This window comes from Kitasatospora sp. MAP5-34, assembly GCF_029894335.1.
Classification (GTDB): domain Bacteria; phylum Actinomycetota; class Actinomycetes; order Streptomycetales; family Streptomycetaceae; genus Kitasatospora.
In genome coordinates, this window is sequence record NZ_JARXZC010000004.1 from 119,875 (window position 1) to 143,020 (window position 23,146).

The 23,146-nt window shown below is 71.7% G+C and carries 20 protein-coding genes and 1 tRNA gene; 14 read left to right on the top strand and 7 right to left on the bottom strand.

From position 1 onward, the window contains the following. Positions 1–34: 34 nt before the first annotated feature. A complete protein-coding gene (nudC, locus tag P3T29_RS05790) occupies positions 35–1,000 on the top strand; it encodes an NAD(+) diphosphatase (protein ID WP_280715189.1) in 966 nt (321 codons plus the stop codon). A 77-nt stretch (positions 1,001–1,077) separates the two neighbouring features. Here nudC and P3T29_RS05795 read toward each other — a convergent pair whose 3' ends face one another. Then, a complete protein-coding gene (locus P3T29_RS05795) occupies positions 1,078–1,629 on the bottom strand; it encodes an ATP-binding protein (protein WP_280715190.1) in 552 nt (183 codons plus the stop codon). A gap of 344 nt (positions 1,630–1,973) precedes the next feature. On the opposite strand from P3T29_RS05795, the gene P3T29_RS05800 reads away from it, so the two are divergent. Continuing rightward, complete coding sequence (locus tag P3T29_RS05800) at positions 1,974–2,828, top strand: GntR family transcriptional regulator (protein WP_280715191.1); 855 nt, start codon at positions 1,974–1,976, stop codon at positions 2,826–2,828. Between the two features lie 38 nt (positions 2,829–2,866). On the opposite strand, the gene P3T29_RS05805 is transcribed toward P3T29_RS05800, so the two are convergent. Then, entirely contained in the window at positions 2,867–3,124 is a 258-nt protein-coding gene (locus P3T29_RS05805) for a mycoredoxin (protein WP_280715192.1), read from the bottom strand. Between the two features lie 309 nt (positions 3,125–3,433). Here P3T29_RS05805 and P3T29_RS05810 point away from each other — a divergent pair, with 309 nt between their 5' ends. The 4 genes from P3T29_RS05810 (at position 3,434) to P3T29_RS05825 (ending at position 7,334) form a co-directional block, all read left to right on the top strand. Beyond that, the gene (locus tag P3T29_RS05810) at positions 3,434–5,629 is read left to right on the top strand and encodes an ATP-dependent DNA helicase UvrD2 (protein WP_280715363.1); all 2,196 of its coding nucleotides are present in this window, start codon (positions 3,434–3,436) and stop codon (positions 5,627–5,629) included. A gap of 273 nt (positions 5,630–5,902) precedes the next feature. After that, positions 5,903–6,409, top strand: coding sequence for a hypothetical protein (locus tag P3T29_RS05815; RefSeq protein ID WP_280715193.1), 507 nt, complete (start codon positions 5,903–5,905; stop codon positions 6,407–6,409). Between the two features lie 167 nt (positions 6,410–6,576). Continuing rightward, entirely contained in the window at positions 6,577–6,939 is a 363-nt protein-coding gene (locus P3T29_RS05820) for a WhiB family transcriptional regulator (RefSeq protein WP_280715194.1), read from the top strand. Further along, positions 6,936–7,334 (top strand): hypothetical protein, encoded by a 399-nt coding sequence (locus P3T29_RS05825; RefSeq protein WP_280715195.1) that lies wholly within the window; start codon positions 6,936–6,938, stop codon positions 7,332–7,334. The genes P3T29_RS05820 and P3T29_RS05825 overlap by 4 nt, the downstream gene beginning before the upstream one ends. 113 nt (positions 7,335–7,447) lie before the next feature. Here P3T29_RS05825 and P3T29_RS05830 read toward each other — a convergent pair whose 3' ends face one another. Then, positions 7,448–8,797 carry an AarF/ABC1/UbiB kinase family protein gene (locus P3T29_RS05830; RefSeq protein ID WP_280715196.1) on the bottom strand — a complete coding sequence of 450 codons (1,350 nt, stop codon included), beginning with the start codon at positions 8,795–8,797 and terminating at the stop codon, positions 7,448–7,450. Between the two features lie 157 nt (positions 8,798–8,954). Beyond that, positions 8,955–10,139 carry a ThiF family adenylyltransferase gene (locus P3T29_RS05835; RefSeq protein ID WP_280715197.1) on the bottom strand — a complete coding sequence of 395 codons (1,185 nt, stop codon included), beginning with the start codon at positions 10,137–10,139 and terminating at the stop codon, positions 8,955–8,957. A gap of 445 nt (positions 10,140–10,584) precedes the next feature. Between P3T29_RS05835 and P3T29_RS05840 the strand changes: the two genes are divergently transcribed. Then, positions 10,585–11,130, top strand: a complete 546-nt coding sequence (locus P3T29_RS05840) for a SprT-like domain-containing protein (protein WP_348532796.1) — start codon at positions 10,585–10,587, stop codon at positions 11,128–11,130. A 128-nt stretch (positions 11,131–11,258) separates the two neighbouring features. On the opposite strand, the gene P3T29_RS05845 is transcribed toward P3T29_RS05840, so the two are convergent. Further along, positions 11,259–11,825: an NUDIX hydrolase gene (locus tag P3T29_RS05845; protein ID WP_280715198.1), complete on the bottom strand. Its 567-nt coding sequence runs from the start codon at positions 11,823–11,825 to the stop codon at positions 11,259–11,261. Beyond that, positions 11,825–13,360, bottom strand: coding sequence for a zinc-dependent metalloprotease (locus tag P3T29_RS05850; RefSeq protein WP_280715199.1), 1,536 nt, complete (start codon positions 13,358–13,360; stop codon positions 11,825–11,827). The genes P3T29_RS05845 and P3T29_RS05850 overlap by 1 nt, the downstream gene beginning before the upstream one ends. Before the next feature lie 260 nt (positions 13,361–13,620). Between P3T29_RS05850 and P3T29_RS05855 the strand changes: the two genes are divergently transcribed. The 4 genes from P3T29_RS05855 to P3T29_RS05870 all read left to right on the top strand — a co-directional run bounded on the left by P3T29_RS05855 (position 13,621) and on the right by P3T29_RS05870 (position 16,754). Then, entirely contained in the window at positions 13,621–14,670 is a 1,050-nt protein-coding gene (locus P3T29_RS05855; RefSeq protein WP_280715365.1) for an NAD-dependent epimerase/dehydratase family protein, read from the top strand. A gap of 109 nt (positions 14,671–14,779) precedes the next feature. Next, the gene (locus P3T29_RS05860) at positions 14,780–15,229 is read left to right on the top strand and encodes a molybdenum cofactor biosynthesis protein MoaE (protein WP_280715200.1); all 450 of its coding nucleotides are present in this window, start codon (positions 14,780–14,782) and stop codon (positions 15,227–15,229) included. Between the two features lie 196 nt (positions 15,230–15,425). Then, positions 15,426–15,626 (top strand): hypothetical protein, encoded by a 201-nt coding sequence (locus P3T29_RS05865; protein WP_280715201.1) that lies wholly within the window; start codon positions 15,426–15,428, stop codon positions 15,624–15,626. Positions 15,627–15,668: 42 nt separating this feature from the next. Further along, positions 15,669–16,754 (top strand): PDZ domain-containing protein, encoded by a 1,086-nt coding sequence (locus tag P3T29_RS05870; RefSeq protein ID WP_280715202.1) that lies wholly within the window; start codon positions 15,669–15,671, stop codon positions 16,752–16,754. Positions 16,755–16,892: 138 nt separating this feature from the next. Here P3T29_RS05870 and P3T29_RS05875 read toward each other — a convergent pair whose 3' ends face one another. After that, complete coding sequence (locus P3T29_RS05875) at positions 16,893–17,456, bottom strand: PPA1309 family protein (RefSeq protein WP_280715203.1); 564 nt, start codon at positions 17,454–17,456, stop codon at positions 16,893–16,895. A gap of 194 nt (positions 17,457–17,650) precedes the next feature. On the opposite strand from P3T29_RS05875, the gene P3T29_RS05880 reads away from it, so the two are divergent. The 3 genes from P3T29_RS05880 to P3T29_RS05890 all read left to right on the top strand — a co-directional run bounded on the left by P3T29_RS05880 (position 17,651) and on the right by P3T29_RS05890 (position 23,126). Continuing rightward, positions 17,651–20,572 (top strand): UPF0182 family protein, encoded by a 2,922-nt coding sequence (locus P3T29_RS05880; RefSeq protein ID WP_280715204.1) that lies wholly within the window; start codon positions 17,651–17,653, stop codon positions 20,570–20,572. A 92-nt stretch (positions 20,573–20,664) separates the two neighbouring features. Beyond that, positions 20,665–20,738 (top strand) — tRNA-Met (locus P3T29_RS05885). Between the two features lie 366 nt (positions 20,739–21,104). Beyond that, positions 21,105–23,126 (top strand): sel1 repeat family protein, encoded by a 2,022-nt coding sequence (locus P3T29_RS05890; RefSeq protein ID WP_280715205.1) that lies wholly within the window; start codon positions 21,105–21,107, stop codon positions 23,124–23,126. Positions 23,127–23,146 lie beyond the last annotated feature (20 nt).

Here is a 23,146-nt window from a genome sequence, read left to right on the forward strand (position 1 = left end):
GGGAACCGAGTTGAGCACAGTGCCTGACGTAACAGTGCCTGGCGTTACAGAGGCCGAAGCTGAGGACAGCCTGGCGGGCAAGGGCGCGAGGCACCTCGCGCTGGCCCGGGCCGGGGTGGAGCGGGCCGCGCAGCACCGGTTCGACGAACCGTGGCTGGCCGCCGCCTGGAGCCACCCGAGCACCAAGGTGCTGCCGATCTCCGGCGGCGAGGCGTTCGTGGTCGACACCGAGCGGGGCACCGAGCTGGTGCTGCTGCCCTCCTTCGAGGCGCCGGAGACGGGGGACCGCTTCTTCCTCGGCACGGACGAGGACGGCACCTCCTACTTCGCGCTGGCCGGCGACAGCCTGCCGGGCCGGCTGGACGGCGACGCCCGTCCGGCCGGGCTGCGCGAGGTGGGCGCGATGCTCTCCGACCGCGACGCCGGGCTGCTGGTGCACGCCGTGGCGCTGGAGCACTGGCACCGGCTGCACAGCTTCTGCTCCCGCTGCGGGCACCCGACCGAGAAGGCCGGGGCCGGGCACGTCCGCCGCTGCACCTCCTGCGCGGCGGAGCACTACCCGAGGACCGACCCGGCGGTGATCATGCTGATCACCGACGACCGGGACCGCTGCCTGCTGGGCCGGCAGGCGATCTGGCCGGAGGGACGCTGGTCCACCCTGGCGGGCTTCGTCGAGCCGGGCGAGTCGCTCGAGCAGGCGGTGGCCCGCGAGGTCTTCGAGGAGGCCGGGGTCCGGGTCGCCGAAGTCGGCTATGTGGCCAGCCAGCCGTGGCCCTTCCCGTCCAGCCTGATGCTGGGCTTCATGGGGACGGCCGATCCGGCGGGCACCGCGATCACGGTGGACGGCGAGGAACTGGCCGAGGCGCGCTGGTTCTCCCGCGAGGAGTTGCGGGCCGGAATGGCGGCGGGGGAGATCCTGCCGCCGTCCGGAATTTCGATCGCCCGTCATCTGGTCGAACTCTGGTACGGCGAACCGCTTCCTCCGGCGGCCCGCTGGTAGGTGTGAAAAAGGGGCGCGCGGTTATGGCCGCGCGCCCCTTTTCTGCTCTCTTTTACTGTTTACCGCGACGGATCCTGCTACTGCGGAAGATCCTCTGCCGGAGCGTGCGCGGGAGCTTGCGCCGGAGCTTCTTCGGGGTACTGCGCCAGATCGAGCCAGCAGCTGACGGTCTTCCCGGTCAGCCGGGTGGTCACCGTCCACTGCTCGCAGATGGCCGTGACGATCGCCAGACCCCGCCCGTGCGAGTCCTCCTCGGCGGCGTCGCGGGCCTGCGGCAGGCCGCGCCCGAAGTCCGCCACGGAGATCTGCAGGGCACTGTCGGTGAGCGCCAGGGTGAGCGAGATCGCCCCGTGGCCGTACCGGAGGGAGTTGGTGACCAGCTCGGACACCAGGAGTTCGGCGCTGTCGGCCAACCGGGCGGCGCCCCAGGCGGCGAGTGCCGTCCGGGTCAACCGACGGGCCCGGCCGACGTTGCACGGTTGCGGTGGGAAGGTGGCGGTCGCCGACCACGCGCCGTGGTCGGCGGCTTCGAGAGTCCGGCCGGGTCGGCGCTCGGCCCCGGCGGGGGCGGTGCGCTGCTTCTCGGTCTGCCGCGCGTTGAACTGGCGCGCCGCTCTGGTTACGGGCATGGGTCCGCCCCCGGGGAGTGCTGGATGGAATGCGCCGCCCGATTCGGCGACGGTGTCGCCGAGCGGCCGCAATCGAGCTGGAGTGCAATCGGGCTGAAGTGCATCGCTGAAGTGCGTCGGACTGAAGTGCGTCGAGCTGAAGTGAGTCAGGCTGGAGTACGTCGAGCCGCAGTGCTTCGAACTACCGTGCTTCGGACTGAACTGCCTCGAGGTTGAAGTCCGGGCGAGGGTGATCGTAGCCAGTTCGACCGAGCTGGGTGGGATCAATCCCGGAATCCCCAATCCCGGCCAATATTGGCCGGTTTAGCTGAAATCACGCAAGCCCGATCGCTACATTCACTCGGGTGACAATCCCCCGGGGCAGTGCCCAATCCCCCAAGTACCAGCGGCTGGCCGCAGACCTGCGTCGCCGCATCGCGTCCGGCGAGTGGCGCAGTGACGCCGCGCTGCCGGTCGAGACCGAACTCGAGCAGCACTACGGCGTAGCCCGGAACACCGTCCGGCTGGCGGTGGACGTGCTGGTCAACGAGGGGCGGCTGATCCGGCTCCAGGGCAAGGGCACCTACCTCAAGGACCACCCTGTGCTCGATCACCGCGCCTACGGGCCCGCCTTCGTCCCCGGCCGACCGGACTGCCTGGCCGGGCCGACCGAGGTGTACACGAAAGAGGCACGCGCGGCGGGTCGGGAGTTGACGGTCGACTTCGAGATGCTCATCGTGCGGGCCCGGGTCGACATCGCCGAACGGCTCGGGCTGCGGCCGGGCGAGGCGGTGGTGGTCCGCCGTCAGCTGCGGCTGATCGACCGCGAGCCGTACTCGATCGAGGAGAGCCACTACCGGGCCGGCCTGGCGGCGGGTACGCCGCTGATGGAGCCCGACCCGGTGCCGGGCGGGGACGAGGCGGTGCTGTCGGCCCTCGGGCGGACGGAGATCGGCGGGGTCGACCACCTGGTCTCCCGGATGCCGGGGCCGGAGGAGTCGGCGTGGTTCCAGGGCGGCCCGGGCGTGCCGCTGCTGGTGCAGACCCGCGTCACGTACGACCTGCGCGGGCCGGTGCGGGTGATCGAGACGCGCTACTCGGCGGACCGCTGCCGGCTGGTGTACGGCTTGGGCGAGCTCGGGGCGCGAAACCTCGTGGGGCCGAGCGTCCCGGCCCAGGGCGCGGCCGCGCAGGGCGTGCCGGTGGCTCCGGACCGGTGAGGTCCGGAGCCACCGGGTACCGCGAAGGCGGCTTCGGGTCAGCTCGCCAGTGCGGCCTGGACCTGGCGCAGGCTCGGGTTGGTCATCACGACCCGCTCGCCGCCGCCCGTCGGCTCGACGATCACCGTCGGCACGACCTGGTTGCCGTTGTTGACGGACTCCACGTAGGAGGCCGACGCCGGGTCCTCCTCGATGTTGATCACCGTGTAGCCGATGTTCTCGCGGTCCATCTGGCTCTTGAGTCGGTTGCAGTACCCGCACCAGGTCGTGCTGTACATCGTCACACTGCCGGACATCGCGGTGGTCTCCTTCGGGAGGGGCGTACGGTCGGAGTCGAGAACGTCCCGCGTGCGTCGGACATTCCTCGTACGCCGGGCGTGCGGGGAGTGCCACGCGCCGGTCCGCGCGAAGATTATCCGCTGATCCCGCCGGGCCTGTGGACAACTCCCGGCAGAACCGCTGCCGACCCTGTCAGGATCCCGGTACCGGGTGACCCGACCCGGCGGACTGAGAGGATGGTCCGCATGCAGGAAGAGCTTCTGGCCGGTTTCGACCGTGGCCCGTACGACACCTCCGCCGGCGGCCCGCCGATCGGCGCCGACGCAGTGCTGGCCGGCCTGGACCCCGAGCAGCGGGCCGTCGCCACCGCCCTGCACGGGCCCGTGTGCGTCCTCGCGGGCGCCGGGACGGGCAAGACCCGCGCCATCACCCACCGGATCGCCTACGGCGTGCGCAGCGGCGTCTACCAGCCGCAGCAGGTGCTCGCCGTGACCTTCACGGCCCGCGCCGCCGGTGAGATGCGCGGACGGCTGCGCGAGCTCGGCGCCGAAGGCGTCCAGGCCCGTACCTTCCACGCGGCCGCGCTGCGCCAGCTCCAGTACTTCTGGCCGCGCGCCATCGGCGGCGAGGTGCCCCGGCTGCTGGAGCGCAAGGTGCAGCTGGTCGCCGAGGCGGCGGGCCGCAGCGGGCTGCGCGTCCAGCGCACCGAGCTGCGCGACCTCACGGCCGAGATCGAGTGGGCCAAGGTCACCCAGATCGTGCCGGACGACTACCCGGCCGCCGTGGTCAAGACCGGCCGCGACGCCCCACGTGACCCGTCCGAGATCGCCCGGGTCTACGCGACCTACGAACAGACCAAGCGCGACCGGGGCGTGATCGACTTCGAGGACGTGCTGCTGCTCACCGCCGCGATCCTGGAGGACCGCCCGGAGATCGCCGATCGGGTCCGCGCCCAGTACCGCCACTTCACGGTGGACGAGTACCAGGACGTCTCCCCGCTCCAGCAGCGCCTGCTGGACCAGTGGACGGGCGGCGGCGCCAGCCTCTGCGTGGTCGGCGACGCCAGCCAGACCATCTACTCCTTCACCGGCGCCACCCCCGACTACCTGCTGAACTTCCGTACCCGCCACCCCGAGGCCACCGTGGTGAAGCTGGTCCGCGACTACCGCTCCACCCCGCAGGTGGTGCACCTCGCGAACGGCCTGCTGGCCAAGGCGCACGGCCAGGCCGCGCAGCACCGGCTGGAGCTGATCTCGCAGCGCGAGGGCGGCCCCGAGCCGGTCTACACCGAGTACGCCGACGAGCCGACCGAGGCCGAGACCACCGCGTACCGGATCAAGGACCTGCTCGCCCAGGGCGTCCGGGCCAGCGAGATCGCGGTGCTGTTCCGTACCAACGGCCAGTCCGAGGTCTACGAGCAGGCACTCGCGGACCTCGGCATCTCGTACCAGCTCAAGGGCGCCGAGCGGTTCTTCGAACGTTCCGAGGTCCGGGACGCCGTGATGCTGCTCCGGGGCGCCGCCCGGGCCGGCTCCGACCCGCTCACCGCGGACGCGCCCGACCTGGCCGGCCAGGTCCGCGCGGTGCTGGCCAGCCGGGGCTTCACCCCGAACCCGCCGGCCGGCTCCGGCACCGTCCGCGAGCGGTGGGAGTCGCTGTCGGCGCTGGTCCGGCTCTCCGAGGAGTTCGAGGCCGCCCGCGTCCTGGCGGGGGCGCCGGCGGACCTCTCGGCGTACGTGGGCGAGCTCGACGCCCGCGCGGCCGCCCAGCACGCCCCCGCCGTCGAGGGCGTCACGCTGGCCTCGCTGCACGCCGCCAAGGGCCTGGAGTGGGACGCGGTGTTCCTGGTCGGGCTCACCGAGGGCACGCTGCCGATCATCTACGCCAAGACCGACGAGCAGGTCGAGGAGGAGCGCCGGCTGCTCTACGTCGGGGTGACCAGGGCCCGGGTGCACCTCTCGCTCTCCTGGGCGCTCTCGCGCTCCCCGGGCGGTCGGGCGAGCCGAAAGCCGACGCGCTTCCTGGACGGGCTGCGGCCCGGCTCCAGCGCCTCCGGCCCGCGCTCGCGGGGCGGTCGTGGGGGCGTCGAGTTCGGTGCGGAGCGCTCGGCGCCGCGCAAGGCGCGGGGGCCGGTCAAGTGCCGGGTCTGCGACAAGACCCTCACCGAGGCGGTGGAGCGCAAACTGCGCCGCTGCGAGAGCTGCCCGTCCTCGATGGACGAGGCGCTGTTCGAGCGGCTGCGCGAGTGGCGCGCCGGGCAGGCCAGGAAGCAGGGTGCCCCGGCCTACGTGGTCTTCACCGACGCGACCCTGATGGCGATCGCCGAGGACGTGCCCGCCAACGAGCGCGAACTCGCCGTCATCTCGGGCGTCGGCGCCATGAAGCTGGACAAGTACGGTGCCGCCGTGCTGTCGTTGTGTGCTGGGGAGGAACTGCCGGACGAGTCCGCCGAGGAGTCGGTGGCGGAGCCGGTGGAGGATGTCCCGGGGGAGGTGCAGGGGGAGTCCGTAGAGCCCGCCTGAACGGTTTCTGAGGTTCTCCTTGAAACTCGCCGGAAAAATAGTTTGCGCGCCGTGCATGGAGCGCAATAGCCTGCCGGAGCGGTCAAGGAGACGAGATCGCAAGCTGCACGGGGTCACTCCTGAAGCAGCTTCCCCATGCGCACCATCAGCACGACCTGCTCGAGTACCACCCGCTTGACGTACGACCTGCTTGACCATCCAAACATCCGAACACCGGAGCCCGGGCGACTGGGCGCCGCGAGACGCCGAGAGGAGGCGAAGACAGTGGAAACCATGACGATGATCACCAAAGTGACTGGCCAGACCGTTATCGCCCTGCCCTCGTGCGCCCCCGCGCTGTTCGGCAGCACCGGCATCTCGTCCGACACGTCTTCGCTCGGCGTCGCAGTTGACACTGCGCTCCTGCGTGGCGTGGTCGTCCTTGCCGGTAATGGTCTGGGTCTCGACGCCACCGGTGTCTCCGCTGTCACCACCGTTGCCGCTCTCACGAGTGTCAGTGGTCTTGGCAACACTGATGCCGGATCCGTCGAGGCAGGTCTGTCCAACGACTGGGCAACGTTCGACGGCGGGCGCGAGCTGCGCAGCGAGCGACCGATCCAGGCATCGAAGGCAGCAGTAGCGGCCGCCAAGCATGGCGACTATGCGCGGGTCATCGGTGCCGGAGAAGCCAAGAAGCAGGACGAGCAGCAGATCAACAAGGCCGAGGCCGCCTTTATGGGAGCCATGGCCGTCCGGATTCGGGCCTACCGCGGGCCTCAACCCTGGAGAGAACGGACCTGAGTAAGCCTCAGGTCGGAGCCTCCAGGGCCGCGGAACCCGTACACCGGGATCCGCGGCCCTTCTGTTTGTCCGGTACGTCAGACCACCCTGGCCCTTCGGGGCCTCCGGTCCAGCCCAACCAGCCGGCTGGACCGGAACCACAGAGAAGAAGACGAGGAACACCCACAGTGTCAACGGTCATCACGCCGCCACTCCCGTCCGTACCGACAGACAAGCTCACCCAGGCCGACCAGGCCGACCCTCCGGAGGTATCCCTTATGCAGCTCACCGTGAACGACGCCGAGGCCCTCGGTCTCACCATCCCGTGCCGCGCCTTCGACCCGGAGGTCTTCTTCGCGGAGACGCCGGCTGACGTCGAGTACGCGAAGTCGCTCTGCGGCACCTGCCCGGTCAAGGAGACCTGCCTGGCCGGCGCGCTGGAGCGGCGCGAGCCGTGGGGCGTCTGGGGTGGCGAGCTCTTCGTCCAGGGTGTCGTCGTTGCCCGCAAGCGGCCCCGGGGCCGTCCGCGCAAGACCGAGGTCATGGCGTGAACCCCGCGATCCACGCAGCGGCGGTCCGCAGGGGACACCACCCCTCGCTGGACAGCACACTGCGCCACTCAGTCCGTATCGCCGCCGCCAAGGCGGATGCAGCACTCTCCCGTCCGTTCCCGAGCACGCACCACGAGCAGGACCACCACATGAACCCCGCCGTCATCGATCCGACCGTCCGCGCCGAGCAGACCACCGAACTTCAGATCCAGAACAGGACCCGCGAGATGCATCTCCTGCAAGAAAACCTGGCCCGTGCCCATATGCAAGAACGCCTCCAGGAGGCCGAGCACGAACGAATGGCCGTCCGGGTCGCCCGGGCCGTCAGGCTGCGGCGGCGCGCCGAGCGCGCCTCGTTGCGGGCCCGCAAGGCGCTCGTCCTCGCCATGATGTAAGCCGGGCCCGCCCGGTCGAGCATCACCCTTGAACACTGATGGCCGTTCCCCTCTCGGAGGGGAACGGCCATCAGTGTTCAAGGGCCATCAGTGTTCAGGCGTGTGGCCGGTCGTCAGCTCTCGGCGGTCTCGGGCTGCTCCGCGAAGCCCGGCAGCCACTCCAGCATCTCGGCCCGGAAGGGGGCGTTCGCGCCCAGCTGGCAGAGCACGCCGATGGTGCTGAGGGTGACCCGGTGTATCAGCAGGTACGCGGGCGGCAGGTTCAGCTGCTTGCCGAGGTTGTAGGCGGGGGAGCGCGGGTCGGCGATCCGGGTGGCCTGGGAGCGCATCCAGGACCGGGTGAAGTGGAAGGTCTCCACGGTGGCCGGCTCGATGATCGGCAGCAGGTAGTCGAGCACGGCGGCCGGGTCCAGCGCGATCGAGGGCTTGACGAAGCCCTCCTCGCGCAGCATGTCCAGGACCCCGGCGGAGTCCCCGGCCAGGGCCATCCGCAGTGCGTTGCCGATCGGGGCGGGCAGGCCGTCCGGCAGCCGGTCGACGGTGCCGAAGTCGAGCACCCCGAGCCGCCAGCCAGACGCGGGACCGTCGTCCTTGATCAACCGGAAGTTCCCGGGGTGCGGGTCGGCGTGCAGCAGCCCCGTCCGGGACGGGCCGGCGAACAGGAAGCGGGCCAGCAGCTGCCCGGCCCGGTCGCGCTCCTCGGGCGTGCCGCCCGAGATCACCTCGGCGAGCGGGGTGCCGTCCAGCCACTCGGTGACCAGCACCTGGTCGGCCTGGGCGACCACGCCGGGCACCGTGATGTCCGGATCGTCGGCGAACACCTCGGCGTGGCGGCGCTGCGCCTCGGCCTCCAGCTCGTAGTCCAGCTCCTCGGCGACCCGGTCCCGCAGTTCGTTGATGAGCGGCTTGATGTCCAGGCCGGGAATGAGCGGGCCGAGCAGCCAGGCGACCCGGCTGAGCTGGTTGAGGTCGGAGAGCAGCGCCTCACCCGCGCCCGGGTACTGCACCTTGACGGCGACCACGCGCCCGTCACGCCAGACGGCCCGGTGCACCTGTCCGATCGAGGCGGCGGCGGCCGGGCGGTCGTCGAAGCTCCTGAACTTCTTGCGCCAGTCCTTGCCCAGCCGTTCGGCCAGCGCGGCGTGCACCTTGGTGGCGGGCATCGGGGGCGCGGCGTCCTGAAGCTTCGTCAGGGCGGCCCGGTAGGGCCCGGCGACCTCCTCGGGCAGGGCGGCCTCGAAGACGGACAGCACCTGCCCGAACTTCATCGCACCGCCCTTCAACTCGCCGAGGACCTTGAAGAGCTGATCGGCGGTGGCCTGCTGGAGTTCGGCGGTGACCACCTCCGCCGAACGTCCGCCGATCCGCCGGCCGAGCCCCAGCGTGGCGCGTCCGGCTATCCCGAGCGGCAGGGCGGCGAGCCGTGCGGTACGGGTCACTGCCTTGCGCGGAAGATCGCTCACCCGGGCCTCCAGTCAGATGTCCAGACGGCCGCGGAAGGCCGGAGGACGGTGGTCACTACGCCATTGTGCCCGCATCCGGGGCCGCTTCCGTCGAATACGTCGGGTAGCCCGTCGGCGGGCGGGCGTGGGGGCTTGCGGGAGAGGCCGGGGGCGCAGGTCAGCGTGGGTGCGCCTGCTCGGGACGAGCCGTGTTTCGAGCCGAATTTCGGGCCGTGGGTTGCGCCAGGGCCTGCGTCGTGACGTGCGCCGTGGGTTGCTGCGGCACCGACTGCCAGAGGCAGCCGCAGTCGGGATGGCTGCGCAGCCGGAGCCGCCGGGCCATGCCGTCGGCTGCGGACACCTCGCACCAGCCGTCCACGCTGGGCGGGCGCCCGCCGTCCAGGTAGAGCTGGACGTGCAACGCGGCCAGGCCCGCCACGGCGGTGGCCAACGCGCCGTCGCAGGCGGGGGAGCGGGGGCGGCCCGGGCCGTCGTCGGCGAGCTGGGCCAGCAGCCTCGGCCAGGCCTCGTCCTCGTCCCGCCGGGTCAGGGTGGCGCAGCTGCCGCAGGCCGAGGCACCGGGCAGGACCAGCGGTCCGACGATCCCGAGGTGCTCCAGCACGCCGACATACAGGTGCGGCACTCCGGCCCGCATCAGCTGCTGGGATTCGGTCGCCGTGCCGGTGAAGGCTCCGCTGCCGTCCCGTGGAGCCAGCACCACCAGCGCCGGTGGCGGTTCGCCGCCCGGGGTACGGCGCTGCCGTTCGCCCGCAGGCGCGCCGCCCGCCCGGTGCACCGCCTCGCGGGCGGCGGTGGTCCTCAGGCGGCCGATATCGGTCGGCGGGTAGCCCGCCGGTGAGCAGTCCCGGGCCGAGACCCGCCCCCGGTCGACCAGGCTGACCGAGCCGACTCCGCCGGCCGAGAGCACCGCGCCGATCGCGGTGCCCACCCGCCCCGCGCCCCGGATCTCCACCCGGGCCCGCGACCTGCCCCGGAGCACCGCCGGTGCCTCGCCCGGCGCCGGATGCACGAGGGAGAGCGAGGCCACGTCGGGGGCGAGCAGCCCCTGCTGCGGCCGGGGGTACTGCGCCAGCGCCTCGGCGGCGGCTTCGGCGTCGTCCAGCAGACCACCCTCCTCCAGTGAGGCGAGCAGCTGCTCGGCCAGGCCGCCGCCGAGGCCGAGGCGTTCGCCGGCCTCCAGCAGGGCCGTCCGATCCCGGGTGCCGTCCAGCAGCTCCAGGAAGGCGGCGACGGGCTGGCCGACGTCCTCGACCACTCGGGCGTGGTGGCGGACGGTGCCGAACTGCAGGGTGTCCCGGTCCCGCCAGAGGCGGGAGAGTGCGGGTTTGAGCATCGGGCGCATGGGCGGTCCTCCGTTCGCAATCGAGGTCGCAGTCGAGGTCGCAGTCGAGGTCGCAGTCGAGGTCGGAATCGAGGCTCGCGGTGCGAGGGTCGCGGTGCGATGTGAGGGAAGGATGCCCGATCCCCGAGGACCGGTGGGCGCGGTTGTCCACAGCCCCGGGAGCATGATCGGACGATCGTCCCGCGCGGCCTGTGGACAACCCGGTGGCGGAGCTTTCGTTCACGATCGCTCCGGGAAGAATTCGGCCATGGCAGCGGACATCTGTCAGAGGTACCGGGTAACGTCCTGTGACATGGCAGCCGAACGGGACTCCCATCCGTCGGTGTCGCGTCGGCGTGCCCGTGCAGCCGCTGGGCCAGGAGTCGCGACGCCGAGTTCTCGGGCGCGTCCCGCGACCCCCGAGCCCACTCCAGCGGCCGGTGGCCTGCCCGGTCCCGAGCCGGCCGTGGACAGCTCGACGGTCGAGGTCCGGCGCAGCGCGCGCCGCAGCCGTACGGTCTCCGCGTACCGCGAGGGCGACCGCACCATCGTGCTGATCCCGGCCCGGATGTCGCACGCCGAGGAGCAGCGCTGGGTGGCGCAGATGCTCGACCGGCTGGCCGCGCAGGAGAGCCGCCGGGTGCTGGGGGACGACGCCCTCGCCGCCAGGGCCCGCGAACTGTCCGACGCCCATCTGTCCGGCCGGGCGAAGGCCGACCAGGTCCGCTGGGTGACCAACCAGAACTCCCGCTGGGGCTCCTGCACCCCGAGCGAGCGCACCATCAGGCTCTCGCACCGCCTGCAGGGGATGCCCCAGTACGTGATCGACTACGTGCTGCTGCACGAGCTGGCGCACCTGCTCGTGCCGGACCACGGCCCGCGCTTCTGGGCCCTGCTGGAGGCGTACCCGCGCACCGAGCGGGCGCGGGGTTACCTGGAGGGCGTGGCCTCCGCCGCGCGCCTCCCGCACATCCCGGGGGCCCGGGGTGGCGAGGCAGAGCCTTGCGGCTGACAGATCAGGACAACCTGAACGGGGCGCGGGGAACCGTGGCCCAACCGTGCACGTGCGTCGTGCTTGGTCGCGCGCGCAGTTGAGCAAGCAGGGCCTCGCGCCCCTGGGGGTGCAACTGACCGGGGTGCCTACCGGGTGAGCTTTCGGGCCAGGGCGACCAGGTCGCGGACGGACGTGTCCGTCAGTTCGGGCAGGTGGTCGTAGTCGAACCAGCGGAGGTCCAGGGACTCCTCGCTGATCGTCGCCTGGGCTCCGGCGGGGGCCAGGGCGACGTACTGGACGTCCAGGTGGGTGTTCTCCGGGCGGTCCTTGCCGGTGCAGCGGACCTGGTGGCGGTCGAGTTTGACCGGGGTGGGCCGGCCGTCGGTGGTCAGCAGTTCGAGGCCCGTGATGCCGGACTCCTCGGTGGCCTCGCGGAGGGCGGCCGAGGCGAGCGTCTCGTCACCGGGTTCGCAGTGGCCGCCCATCTGCAGCCAGATCCCGACCTTGGGGTGCAGGGTCAGCAGCACCCGCCCGGCGGAGGGGTCGACCACGACCGCGCTGGCGGTGATGTGGGCGGGCAGGCAGGAGCGCCAGAGTCCGTCCGGCCGGCCGTCGAGGTGGGTCAGGTAGTCGAGCCTCAGCTGTTCCTGGTCGGTGTCGGCCACGGACCAGTCACGCAGGGCCCGGACGGCGTCGGTGTGCAGCGTCGTCATTACTTGGTGTCGCCCTCGCCCTTGCCGTCAGCCTTGTCACTGTCCTGACCGCCGCCCTCGCCGGCCGCCGCCTCGCCGAGCAGCTTGTTGAGGGCGTCGAAGTCGAAGCCGCCCTCCAGGCCCTCGCCGGAGCCGCGGTGCACGAAGCCGTCCGGGTCGTCCAGGTCGGCCGCCGTCGGCAGCATGTCGGGGTGCTCCCAGAGCGCGTCCCGGCCGTCGACGCCGCGCGCGTCGGCCAGCGAGGCCCACAGCCGCGAGGCGTCCCGCAGCCTGCGCGGGCGCAGCTCCAGGCCGACCAGGGTGGCGAAGGTCTGCTCGGCGGGGCCGCCGGCGGCCCGGCGGCGGCGGACCGTCTCGCGGAGCGCGTCGGCCTGCGGCAGGTGCGGCTCGGCGGCGGCGTGTACCACCGCGTCGACCCAGCCCTCGACCAGCGCGAGGGCGGTCTCCAGGCGAGCCAGCGCGGCCTTCTGCGCGGGGGTGTCCTCGGGCTGCAGCAGGCCGCCCGCGAGCGCCTCCTGGAGCGCCTCGGGGTTGCTCGGGTCGAGCTGGCCGACCAGCTCCTCCATCCGGGTGGTGTCCACCTGGATGCCGCGCGCGTACGCCTCGACCGCGCCGAACAGGTGGGCCCGCAACCACGGCACGTGGGCGAAGAGCCGCTGGTGGGCGGCCTCGCGCAGGGCCAGGTAGAGCCGGACCTCGTCGGCGGGCACGCTCAGGCCCTCGCCGAACTCGGCGACGTTCTGCGGCAGCAGCGCGGCCTTGCCGGCCGGAGCGAGCGGCAGGCCGACGTCGGTCGAGCCGACCACCTCGGCCGCGAGCGCGCCCAGTGCCTGGCCGATCTGGGTGCCGAACATCGCGCCGCCCATCGACCGCATGACGCCCATCAGCGGGCCCGCCATGGCCTGCATCTCCTCGGGCAGCACGCCGCCCATGGCGTTGCCGACCCGCTCGGCGACCGGGTCCACCAGGTCCTTCCAGACCGGCAGGGTGGCCTCGATCCACTCGGCCCGGCTCCACGCCACGGCGGTGCCGGCGCCGGAGGGGAACTCGGTGACGGAGTCGAGCCAGAGGTCGGCCAGCCGGACGGCCTCGGCGACGGCGGAGCGCTCGGTGGCGCTCACCGACCGGTCCTTGCTCTTGCCCTCGACCGGCTCGGCGACCACGGTCTGCCGGGCGATGTCCTTGGCGAGCTCCCAGTTCACCGGGCCGCCGTCGAACGAGAGCATCTGCCCGAGCTGCTGGAACGCCGCGCCCAGGTCGTTGGGGTTCAGCCCGCCCAGCATCGCGCCGAACGGGTTGTCCGCACCGGCCGGGCCGCCGGGCGCACCGGCGCCGCCCATGCCGAACAGCGCGCCGAACGGATTGCCGCCGCCGAAGCCGAACGGCTGCTGGGGAGCGGGGGACTCGGGCTCCTTGCCCTGGTCGCCGCCCTCCTTGTCGCGCTTGGCCTTGCTGTCCTCGGGCTCCTCTGGCGGAACGCCGAATCCGAAGGGGAGGTCGTCGCTCACGGGGTCCTCGATCTGGTCGGCCGTCACGCGGCTGGGGTGGCGGGAAGTGTGCGTGCTCGGGGCGGTGGGCGGACGTTGTCCGGTGACCCGACCCGCGCCGGGTGCACCGCGGGGCCCGCGCCTCGGGCAGGATGGTGCGTACGTGACACTCGTACGTACGCACTTAAGCTAACCGTGGAGGATGGCCGGTGAGTTCCCCGCCTTCGGACGTTCGCTCTGGGCAGACCGGAGAAGAGGACGTCCCTGCTACCGCGGGTTCGCCGTCTCCAGCCTACGGCGGCAAGCCGCTGACCGTGGCCGTGACCGGCGCCGCCGGGGTGCTCGGCGAGCGCGTCGCCGCGCGCCTGGTGGCCTCCCCGTCGGTACGGAAGGTGCTGGCGCTCGACGACCGGCGTGGTGATGTGCCCGGCGCGCAGTGGCGGGTCCTGGACGTGCGCGACCCGGCCGTGGCCGAGCGCCTGGCCGGGGTCGACGTCGTGGTCCACCTCGCGATGGATCTCGGCATGGAGACCGATCCGCGCGCCCGGAGCGCGTACAACGTCAGGGGCGCGCAGACCGTGCTGACCGCCGCTGCGGCGGCCGGTGTGAGCCGGGTGGTGCTCTGCACCTCCGCGATGGTCTACGGCGCGCTGCCCGACAACGAGGTGCCGCTCGCCGAGGACGCGGAGCTGCGCGCCACGGAGGAGGCGTCGCTGGTCGGCGACCTGCTGGAGATCGAGCGGCTCGCCCGTCGGGCCCCGCGTGCCCACCCGGGGCTGCAGGTCACCGTGCTGCGCCCGGCGGTGGTCGTCGGACCAGGTGTCGACACCGTGCTGACCAGGCATTTCGAGGCGCCTCGCCTGCTGGTGGTGGCCGGCTCCCGTCCGTGCTGGCAGTTCTGCCACGTCGACGACCTGGCCGCCGCGCTCGAGTACGCGGCGCTCGGCCTGGTCGAGGGCGAGGTCACGGTCGGCTGTGACGGCTGGCTGGAGCAGGAGGACGTCGAGGCGCTGTCCGGCATCCGCCGGATGGAGCTCCCGGCCGCGCTGGCGCTCGGAACGGCGGCCCGGCTGCACCGGCTCGGTCTCACCCCGGCTCCGGCGGGCGACCTCGCGTACACGATGTACCCGTGGGTGGTCTCCGGCAGTCGGCTGCACGAGGCCGGCTGGCGGCCGGTCTTCAGCAACGAGCAGGTGCTGGGCGAGCTGCTGGAGCAGGTCGCCGGCAAGCACGCGGTGGCCGGGCGCCGGCTCGGCGGCAAGGAGGCGGCGACCAGCCTCGGCGCCGCGGGAGCGACGGTCGCGCTGGTCGGTACGGCAGCCCTGGTCCGCCGGGCCCGCAAGCGGCGGCGGATCTAGCCCTGATCCAGCCCTGATCCAGTCCTGACCCGCCGCAAATCCCGCATCGTGAAATTTCGAAATCGTGATGCGGAACCTACTTGCTGCGAACCACCGGGGATGAGGAATCATGGGGAGCATGTCCGAGAATCACGACCCCATCCGTCTGCTCGCCGTGCGCGAGACCCCGCTGTCGCTGGACGAGGTGTACGAGGCGGTCGGTGACGACGCGGCCGGCGGCACCACCGTCTTCGTCGGGACGGTGCGTGACCACGACGGCGGCAAGACGGTCGCCGCGCTGGAGTACAGCGCCCACCCGACGGTCGAGCGGGAGATGCGCCGGGTCGCCGAGAAGGTCTGTGCCGACTTCCCGGTCCGCGCGCTCGCGGCCGTCCACCGGATCGGCCGGCTGGAGATCACCGACAAGGCCGTGATAGTCGCGGTCTCCTGTGCGCACCGGGGTGAGGCGTTCGCCGCCGCCCGGCGGCTGATCGACGACCTCAAGCACGAGGTGCCGATCTGGAAGCACCAGATCTTCACCGACGGCGAGGAGGAGTGGGTCGGCGCAGGCACCTGCTGAGGCCCGGCCCGCTCGGCCTGCTGAGGCGGTTGGCCACCCGGTCTGCCCGGCGTTTCACCCGTCCAGCTGGCGCTGATCCTACGAATACTCCTATGCGGTGAGTGGAAACCTCGTGCCGTAACCCGTATGGCGCTGCCGCCGTTGTCTGCCCGGGCGGTTAATCTGCTCATAGACACGACGAGCTGGGAGTACGGATATGGCTGCGCTCGCCTGGTTGATCATTCCTGTTGCCGCCGCGCTCGTGGCCATGCTCTGGGCGGGCTGGGCGGCTCGTACGCCACGGGCCACCGGGGACCCGGCCTCGCTGGCCGAGCACCAGCGCTTCCTGGCCGCGATGGAGCGGAGCACGGCGTCGGCCGCACCGTCCGGGGCGGCCGGCGAGCGGAGCGGGCAGTAGCCCGCGCGGCACGCTGACACCGTCGTCCCGTACTGTCGAGCCATGCCACGCCGCTCTGCGACGATGCTCGCCGCCACCCTGCTGCTGATAGCACTGCTCTGCGTATCGGTGCTGATGAAGGTGCCCTATGCCGAGATGAGCCCCGGCCCGACGTACAACACGCTCGGGGCGCAGGACAGCAGCGGAAAGCCGGTGATCAGCATCACCGGCCACCAGACGTACCCCACCACCGGACACCTGAACATGACCACCGTGCAGGTGACGGGCGCGAAGTACGAACCGAGCCTGGTCTCGGAGGTGGCCGGGTACCTGCGGGACGACGTGCTGGTGATCCCGCACGACAACCTGTACCCGCAGGGCCAGACCGACCAGCAGGCCCAGCAGCAGAACGCCGAGGAGTTCGCCTCCTCCGAGGACAGCGCCAAGACCGCCGCGCTGACCGAGCTGGGCATTCCGATCGGGACCGAGGTCATCGTCGACTCGGTGCTGGCGGGCGGGCCGTCGGAGGGCAAGCTGCACGCGGGCGACCAGATCGTCGCGGTGGACGGCATCCCGATCACCACCCAGACCCAGGTCGCCGAGCAGGTGACCAAGCACAAGCCCGGTGAGACCGTCGTCTTCACGGTGGTCCCGCACGGCAAGGACAGCCCGACCCCGGCGGCGGCCGACGAGGTCAAGGTGCCGATCGCCACCGCCAAGGCGGCGGACACCACGAACCGGGCGATCGTCGGGATCAGTCCCGGGGTGACGCACACCTACCCGTTCAAGATCGACATCGGGCTGCAGGACGTCGGTGGCCCGAGCGCGGGCCTGATGTTCTCGCTCGGCATCGTCGACAAGCTGACGCCCAACGACATCACCGGCGGAAAGTTCATCGCCGGTACCGGCACGATCGACGACGACGGCAAGGTCGGCCCGATCGGCGGAATCGCGATGAAGCTGATCGCCGCCCGCGACAAGGGCGCCGAGTACTTCTTCACCCCGTCCGACAACTGCGCCGAAGCCTCCAAGAACACCCCGGGCGGCCTCCGGCTGATCAAGGTCGACACCCTGGACGGCGCGTTGAAGGCGCTCGCCGAGGTCCGTGCGGGGCAGACGGCTTCGCTGCCCTCTTGCAGCAGCAAGTAACGGGATCGGCCAGCCACAGACAGGGGCGCGAGGAACTGCGCGATGCGGAAGGGTGCGGCGCCGTCACTTCCGATTTCGCGCAGTTCCCCGCGCCCCTGAAAAGCTGGCCCGCCCCGAAGAGGGCCCCGCAGGGGTGCCTCAGGCGAACGTCGCCAGCAGTGCTTCGGTGAGGCCCGGGACCAGGTCGGGGCCGGTCAGCACCTCACGGGCGATGTCCTTGGAGCGGAGCCGCAGGGCGGTCTCCTTCTTGCCGTCGCGCAGCACGGCGGCCGTGATCCGGACCTCCTCGCGGGCCGGGTGGTTGGCCACCCAGTCGGCGAGCTGGGCCTCGGTGGCGTTCTTCGGGCGGGTCTGCTCGGCGCCCGGCGGGAGCATCAGCCGTTCGACCACCAGCGCGCAGCCCGCCACCATGTCGGGCCAGGCGATGGTGCCGAGGAACTTGTCCAGCTCCATGCCGGCGGGCAGCTCGTCCTGCTCGACCGGGGTCAGACCGGCCTCCTCCTCGGAGAGGCCGAGCTGCTTGGCGAGCTTGGGGTCGCTCCGGCGCAGCTTGGCGCTGTCGACCAGGGCGAACAGGCGGGCCGGGAGGTCCCAGCCGAGGGTGGAGGCGTACTCGTCGATCTCCAGCGCGGCCCGGGTGAGCGGGGTCGCGGCCGGCGGGAGGCCGTCGGCGGTGGCGGCGGTGTTCGGTGCATCGGACATGCCCCAATCCTCACATGCTCCAATACCTGCCCGCACTGCCGTCGCCCGGTGACTCGGACCGACCGGGGCCGGTGCGGGACAGCGCGGATGTAGCCCCAAACCGTGGGAACTCAGGTAAACACCGATTAAGTTGCACTGAGGACCGTCCCCGACAACAACAACGACACAGCAGAGGTGCCACCTTGGTATTCCAGATGCCGGACCGACCAGGACCGGGGTTCCGGGCCAGAGTCGGCCCACCCTCGCGCCGCACGCGAGCGCTCCTGCTGACGGTGGGTGTGCTCGCCGTACTGTTCCTGCTGTTCGTCATGTTCGCCGGGCTCTGGACGGACTGGCTCTGGTTCAAGTCCGTCCACTACTCCTCTGTCTTCACCTCCCAGCTGTGGACGAAGGTCGGTCTGTTCGCCGTTTTCGGTCTCCTGATGGCGGTGATCGTCGGCTTCAACGTCTGGCTGGCGCACCGGCTCCGCCCACCGCTCTCCGCGATGTCGGTCGAGCAGCAGAGCCTGGACCGCTACCGGATGGGCATCGCGCCCTACAAGCGGTGGCTGCTGATCGGCGTCTCGCTGGTGGTCGGGCTGATCGCCGGTGCGGCGGCGACCGGCCAGTGGCGGACCTGGATGCTCTGGACCAACCAGACGCCGTTCGACGTGAAGGACAGTCAGTTCCATCTGGACGTCTCCTTCTACGCCTTCTCGCTGCCCTGGTACGAGTTCCTGCTCGGCTTCGCGTTCAGCGCGGTGATCGTCTCGGTGCTGGCCTCGGCGCTGGTGCACTACCTGTACGGCGGTCTGCGCCTGCAGGGTCCGGGCCGCCGGGCGAGTGCGGGGGCGCAGGGGCACCTGGCGGTGCTGCTCGGCATCTTCGTCCTGCTGAAGGCCGTGGCGTACTGGCTGGACCGGTACGGGCTGGCGGTGAAGTCCGGCTCCTACAAGGGGGTGGACGGTTGGACGGGCCTGCGTTACGTGGACGCGAACGCGTTCCTGCCGGCCAAGACGATCCTGTTCTTCGTCGCGGTCATCTGCGCGGTGATGTTCTTCCTGACCCCCGTCCGCCGCACCTGGGCCCCGGCGCTGATCGGATTCGGGCTGATGGCGCTGTCGGCGGTGCTGATCGGCGGGGTGTACCCGGCGATCGTGCAGCAGTTCCAGGTCAAGCCGAACGAGCAGGCCAAGGAGACGCCGTACATCCAGAAGAACATCGACGCGACCAGGCAGGCGTACGGCATCGCCGACAGCCAGAGCCAGGCGTACACGCCGAAGGACTCGACCACCCAGGCCGCGCTCGGCCCGGACGCCCAGACCATCGCGGACATCCGGTTGCTGGACCCGAACGTGGTCTCACCCGCCTTCCAGCAGATCGAGCAGCAGCGCTCGTACTACGCCTTCCCGAAGACGCTGAACGTCGACCGGTACGGCACCGGCACCACCGCGCAGGACACCGTGATCGGCGTCCGTGAGCTGGACCTGAACGGTGTCCAGCAGCGGAACTGGATCAACGACCACTTCAAGTACACCCACGGTTACGGCGTCGTCGCCGCAAAGGGCAACCAGGTCAACGGCCAGGGCCAGCCGGTCTTCACCGAGTCCGGGCTGCCGGCCTCCGGTGTGCTCGGGAACTACGAGCAGCGCGTCTACTACGGCGAGCAGAGCCCGAACTACTCGATCGTCGGCGGTACCAACCAGGAGATCGACTACACCACCGACACCGGTGGCGACCAGACGTACCAGTACACCGGTGGCAGCGGCGTCTCGCTCAGCAACCCGTTCACCCGGGCCGCCTTCGCGGTGAAGTTCGCCGAGCCGCAGTTCCTGTACGCGGGGGCGATCACCAACGGCGCCAAGGTCATCTTCGACCGGACGCCCAAGGAGCGGGTCGAGAAGGTCGCGCCCTGGCTCTCCATCGACGCCGACCCGTACCCGGTGGTGCAGGGCGGCCGACTGGTCTGGGTGCTGGACGGGTACACCACCTCGGACGGCTACCCCTTCTCGTCCAAGACCACCCTGGGGGACGCCACCAAGGACTCGCTGACCGGCCAGCGCGGCCAGACGCTCACCGCCGCCAACACGGTCAACTACATCCGGAACTCGGTGAAGGCGACCGTGGACGCGTACACCGGCGAGGTGACGCTCTACCAGTGGGACGACTCCGACCCGGTCCTGAAGACCTGGATGAAGGCCTTCCCCGGCACGGTCGAGCCGAAGAGCGCCATCCCGGCCACGCTGACGCCGCACCTGCGGTACCCGCAGGACCTGTTCAAGGTGCAGCGCGACCTGCTCGGCCAGTACCACATGACGGACGCCAACTCCTTTTTCAACGGCACCGACATCTGGCAGGTCCCGAACGACCCGACCACCAACAGCGGGGACGTCCAGCCGCCGTACTACCTGACGGTCCGGATGCCCGACGCGCCCGCCGCGAGCTTCTCGCTGACCACCTCGTTCGTGCCCAGCAAGCGGGACAACCTGGCCGCCTTCATGGCGGTCAGCGCCGACCCGGGGCCGGACTACGGCAAGATCCGGATTCTCAAGGTGCCGGGTGACACGGGCACGTTGGGACCGAACCTGGCCCAGGCCAAGTTCAACTCGGACCCGGACGTCGCCCGCCAGCTCAACATCCTGAAGAACGGCGGCGACTCCGACGTCGAGTACGGCAACCTGCTGACCCTCCCGGTCGGCGGCGGTCTGCTCAACGTCGAGCCGGTGTACGTGCGCGGGCGGACCGCCAAGTACCCGGTGCTGCAGAAGGTGTTGGCGGTGTACGGCAAGGACAACGTGGCCTTCGAGAACACCCTGCAGGACGCGCTGACGAAGGTGTTCGGCGCCGCCACCGGCACTGCGCCGGCCACCACACCGACCGCGCCCACCACACCGACCACACCCACCACACCGGCCACACCCGGGACGGGGGCGGCCAACCCCACGGTGCAGAAGGCGCTGCAGGACGCGCAGAAGGCGTTCACCGACGGTCAGACCGCTCTGAAGAACGGCGACTGGACGGCGTACGGCACCGCGCAGAAGGCACTGCAGGACGCGCTGAACGCGGCGGCCGCCGCCCAGCCGTCCAGCGGTGCGAGCACTGCCCCGGCGACTCCGTCGCCCTCCGCGAGTCCCTGAGCTCGCCCCGGGCTTGTCGCTGAGCTCGCCCCTGAGCTGCAGTAACGATTCCTGTTCCACCCCGTGACCGTGCTATGGTTTGGACACAACGACGCGGGGTGGAGCAGCTCGGTAGCTCGCTGGGCTCATAACCCAGAGGTCGCAGGTTCAAATCCTGTCCCCGCTACTCTGATACCGAAGGCCCGGAGATTAATCTCCGGGCCTTCGGTGTTTGTGTCGTACGGTGGTGGCCGGACCTACCCGGGCCGGCTCCGGTACTATCGACCGTCGCCAACGATGCCGACACCATCACTCTCACCTGTCCACCGTGGTTGGGTTTGTGAGGCCCAACTGTCGGGAAATCGACAAAGCGCTGAAGCAATCTCGCCGGGCTTCGGCCCGCCCCGCCAAAATCGGTCGGGCAGGTGTACGCGGGTTGCGGGTGATGCAACGATGGACCACATGGGGGACGACGTACGGCCGTTGACGGGCCGTCCACTCCGACACGCCCCCCGGAGGATGCCGCAGCACTCTGGGGGGAGCGGGAGTCGGCATGAAGCTGATCGGTAGGAACGAACCGGGAGTCAGGCCCACGCCGGCCGAGGACGGGTCCGCGCAGCCGCAGTCCCACTCGCAGCGCCGGCCGCTGACCGAGGCTGACACCGAGACCTGGGCGCAGAGCCCGGAGGACACCCAGCGAGCCCTGCCGGCCCAGCGCACCAGCGGGTTGACCGTCCCCCGGGCCACCGTCGGCACGCCCGGCTACGGGCCGGACAGCCTGGTCCGGGTCTCCGCGCAGCAGTTCGCCGCCGCCGTCGGCCCGTACAGCCCGGCCCGCCGGCCCGCCGCCGAGCCCGAACTCACCGACGACGACGGCCTCGACAGCTTCGAGACCGCGCTCGCCGCGCGGGAGCAGGCCGCCCTGGAGTCCCGCCACCGTGACGCCGCCGACGGCGGAGACCCGAGTGCGGCAAGCCAGTTGGGCGCGCTGCTGCTGCGCCGTGGGGACCTGGAGGATGCTGAACCGTATCTGCGCCTGGCTGCTGCCGCCGGACTGCGTGCCGCCGCCAACAACCTCGGCGTCCTGCTGCACCAGCGCGGGCACCGGGCCGAGGCCGCGCAGTGGTGGCGGCAGGCGGCCGTGGCCGGCAGCGCGCCCGCCGCGCACGCCCTCGGGCTGCAACTGCGCGACCAGGGTGAGGAGGAGGCCGCCGAGTACTGGCTGCACTTCGCCGCCGACCACGGGCACCCGCTGGGGGCGTACGCGCTGGGCGATCTGATGGAGCACCGGCGTGACGTCCGCGCCGAGCGCTGGTTCAAGGTCGCCGCCGACGCCGGCCACCGCGAGGCCGCGTACCGGCTGGCCCGGATGCGCGAGGCGGCGGGGGACAAGGACACCGCCGAGACCTGGTACCGCACCGCCGCCGCGCGCAGCCACGCCCGTGCCGGGCTGCGGCTGGGCGTGCTGCTGGAGGAGCGCGCCGGCGAGGATCCCGCCTGTCTGGACGAGGCGGCCCGCTGGTACCGCCAGTCCGCCCAGAACGGCGAGGCCCGGGCGGCCTGCGCGCTGGGCTTCCTGCTCCGGGACGCGGGCGATCCGGTCGCCGCCGCCGAGTGGTGGCAGGAGGCCGCCGAGGCGGGCGACGGCAACGCCGCCAACGCGCTCGGCGCGCTGCACGCGGGCCGGGGCGAGGCCGTCGAGGCCGAGCACTGGTACCGCGCGGCGCTGGACGCGGGTGACCACAACGGCGCCTTCAACCTCGGCCTGCTCTGTGCGGGCGCGGGCCGCGAGGCCCAGGCCGAGCAGTGGTACCGCCGCGCCGCGTACGCCGGGCACCGGGAGGCCTGCAACGCGCTGGCCGTCGTGCTGCTCCAGCGCGGTGACGAGTCCGGGGCCGAGCCCTGGTTCTCCAAGGCCGCCGAGGCGGGCAGCGTGGACGGCGCCTTCAACCTGGGCGTCCTGCACGCCGGGCGCGGGGAGCAGCAGCAGGCGCACGAGTGGTACGCGCGCGCCGCCGCCGAGGGCCATGGCGAGGCTGCGCTGCAGCTCGCCGTCGCGCAGGAGCAGCGCGGTCACCTGGGCGCCGCCCTGGACCGCTACCGGCAGGCGGCGGCGGGCGGTTCGGCCGAGGGCGCCTTCCGGCTGGCCTCGCTCCTGGACCGCCGGGGCGACGCCGACGCGGAGGCCGAGCACTGGTACGCGGTCGCCGCCGACGCGGGGCACCGCCGTGCGCAGGTGCGGATGGGGGTCCGGGCGGCCGAGCGCGGCGCGCTGGAGATCGCGGAGAGCTGGTACCGCCGGGCGGCGGAGGCCGGGAGCCGCAGCGCGGCGTTCAACCTGGGGCTGCTGCTGGCCCGTCAGGACAGCGAGGCCGAGGCGATGCTCTGGTACACCCGGGCCGCCGACGCCGGGCACGGGCGGGCGGCCCTGCGGCTCGCCCTGCTGGCGCTGCGGCGCGGCGAGCCCGTCCAGGCGGAGAACTGGTGCCGCCGCGCGGCCGACTACGGCCCGGCGGAGGTCGCGGAGCGGGCCTCGCGCCTGCTCGGCGCTTTGCACGCGGAGCTCAGCGCGTAGCGGCTCCGCCGGGCGGTAGG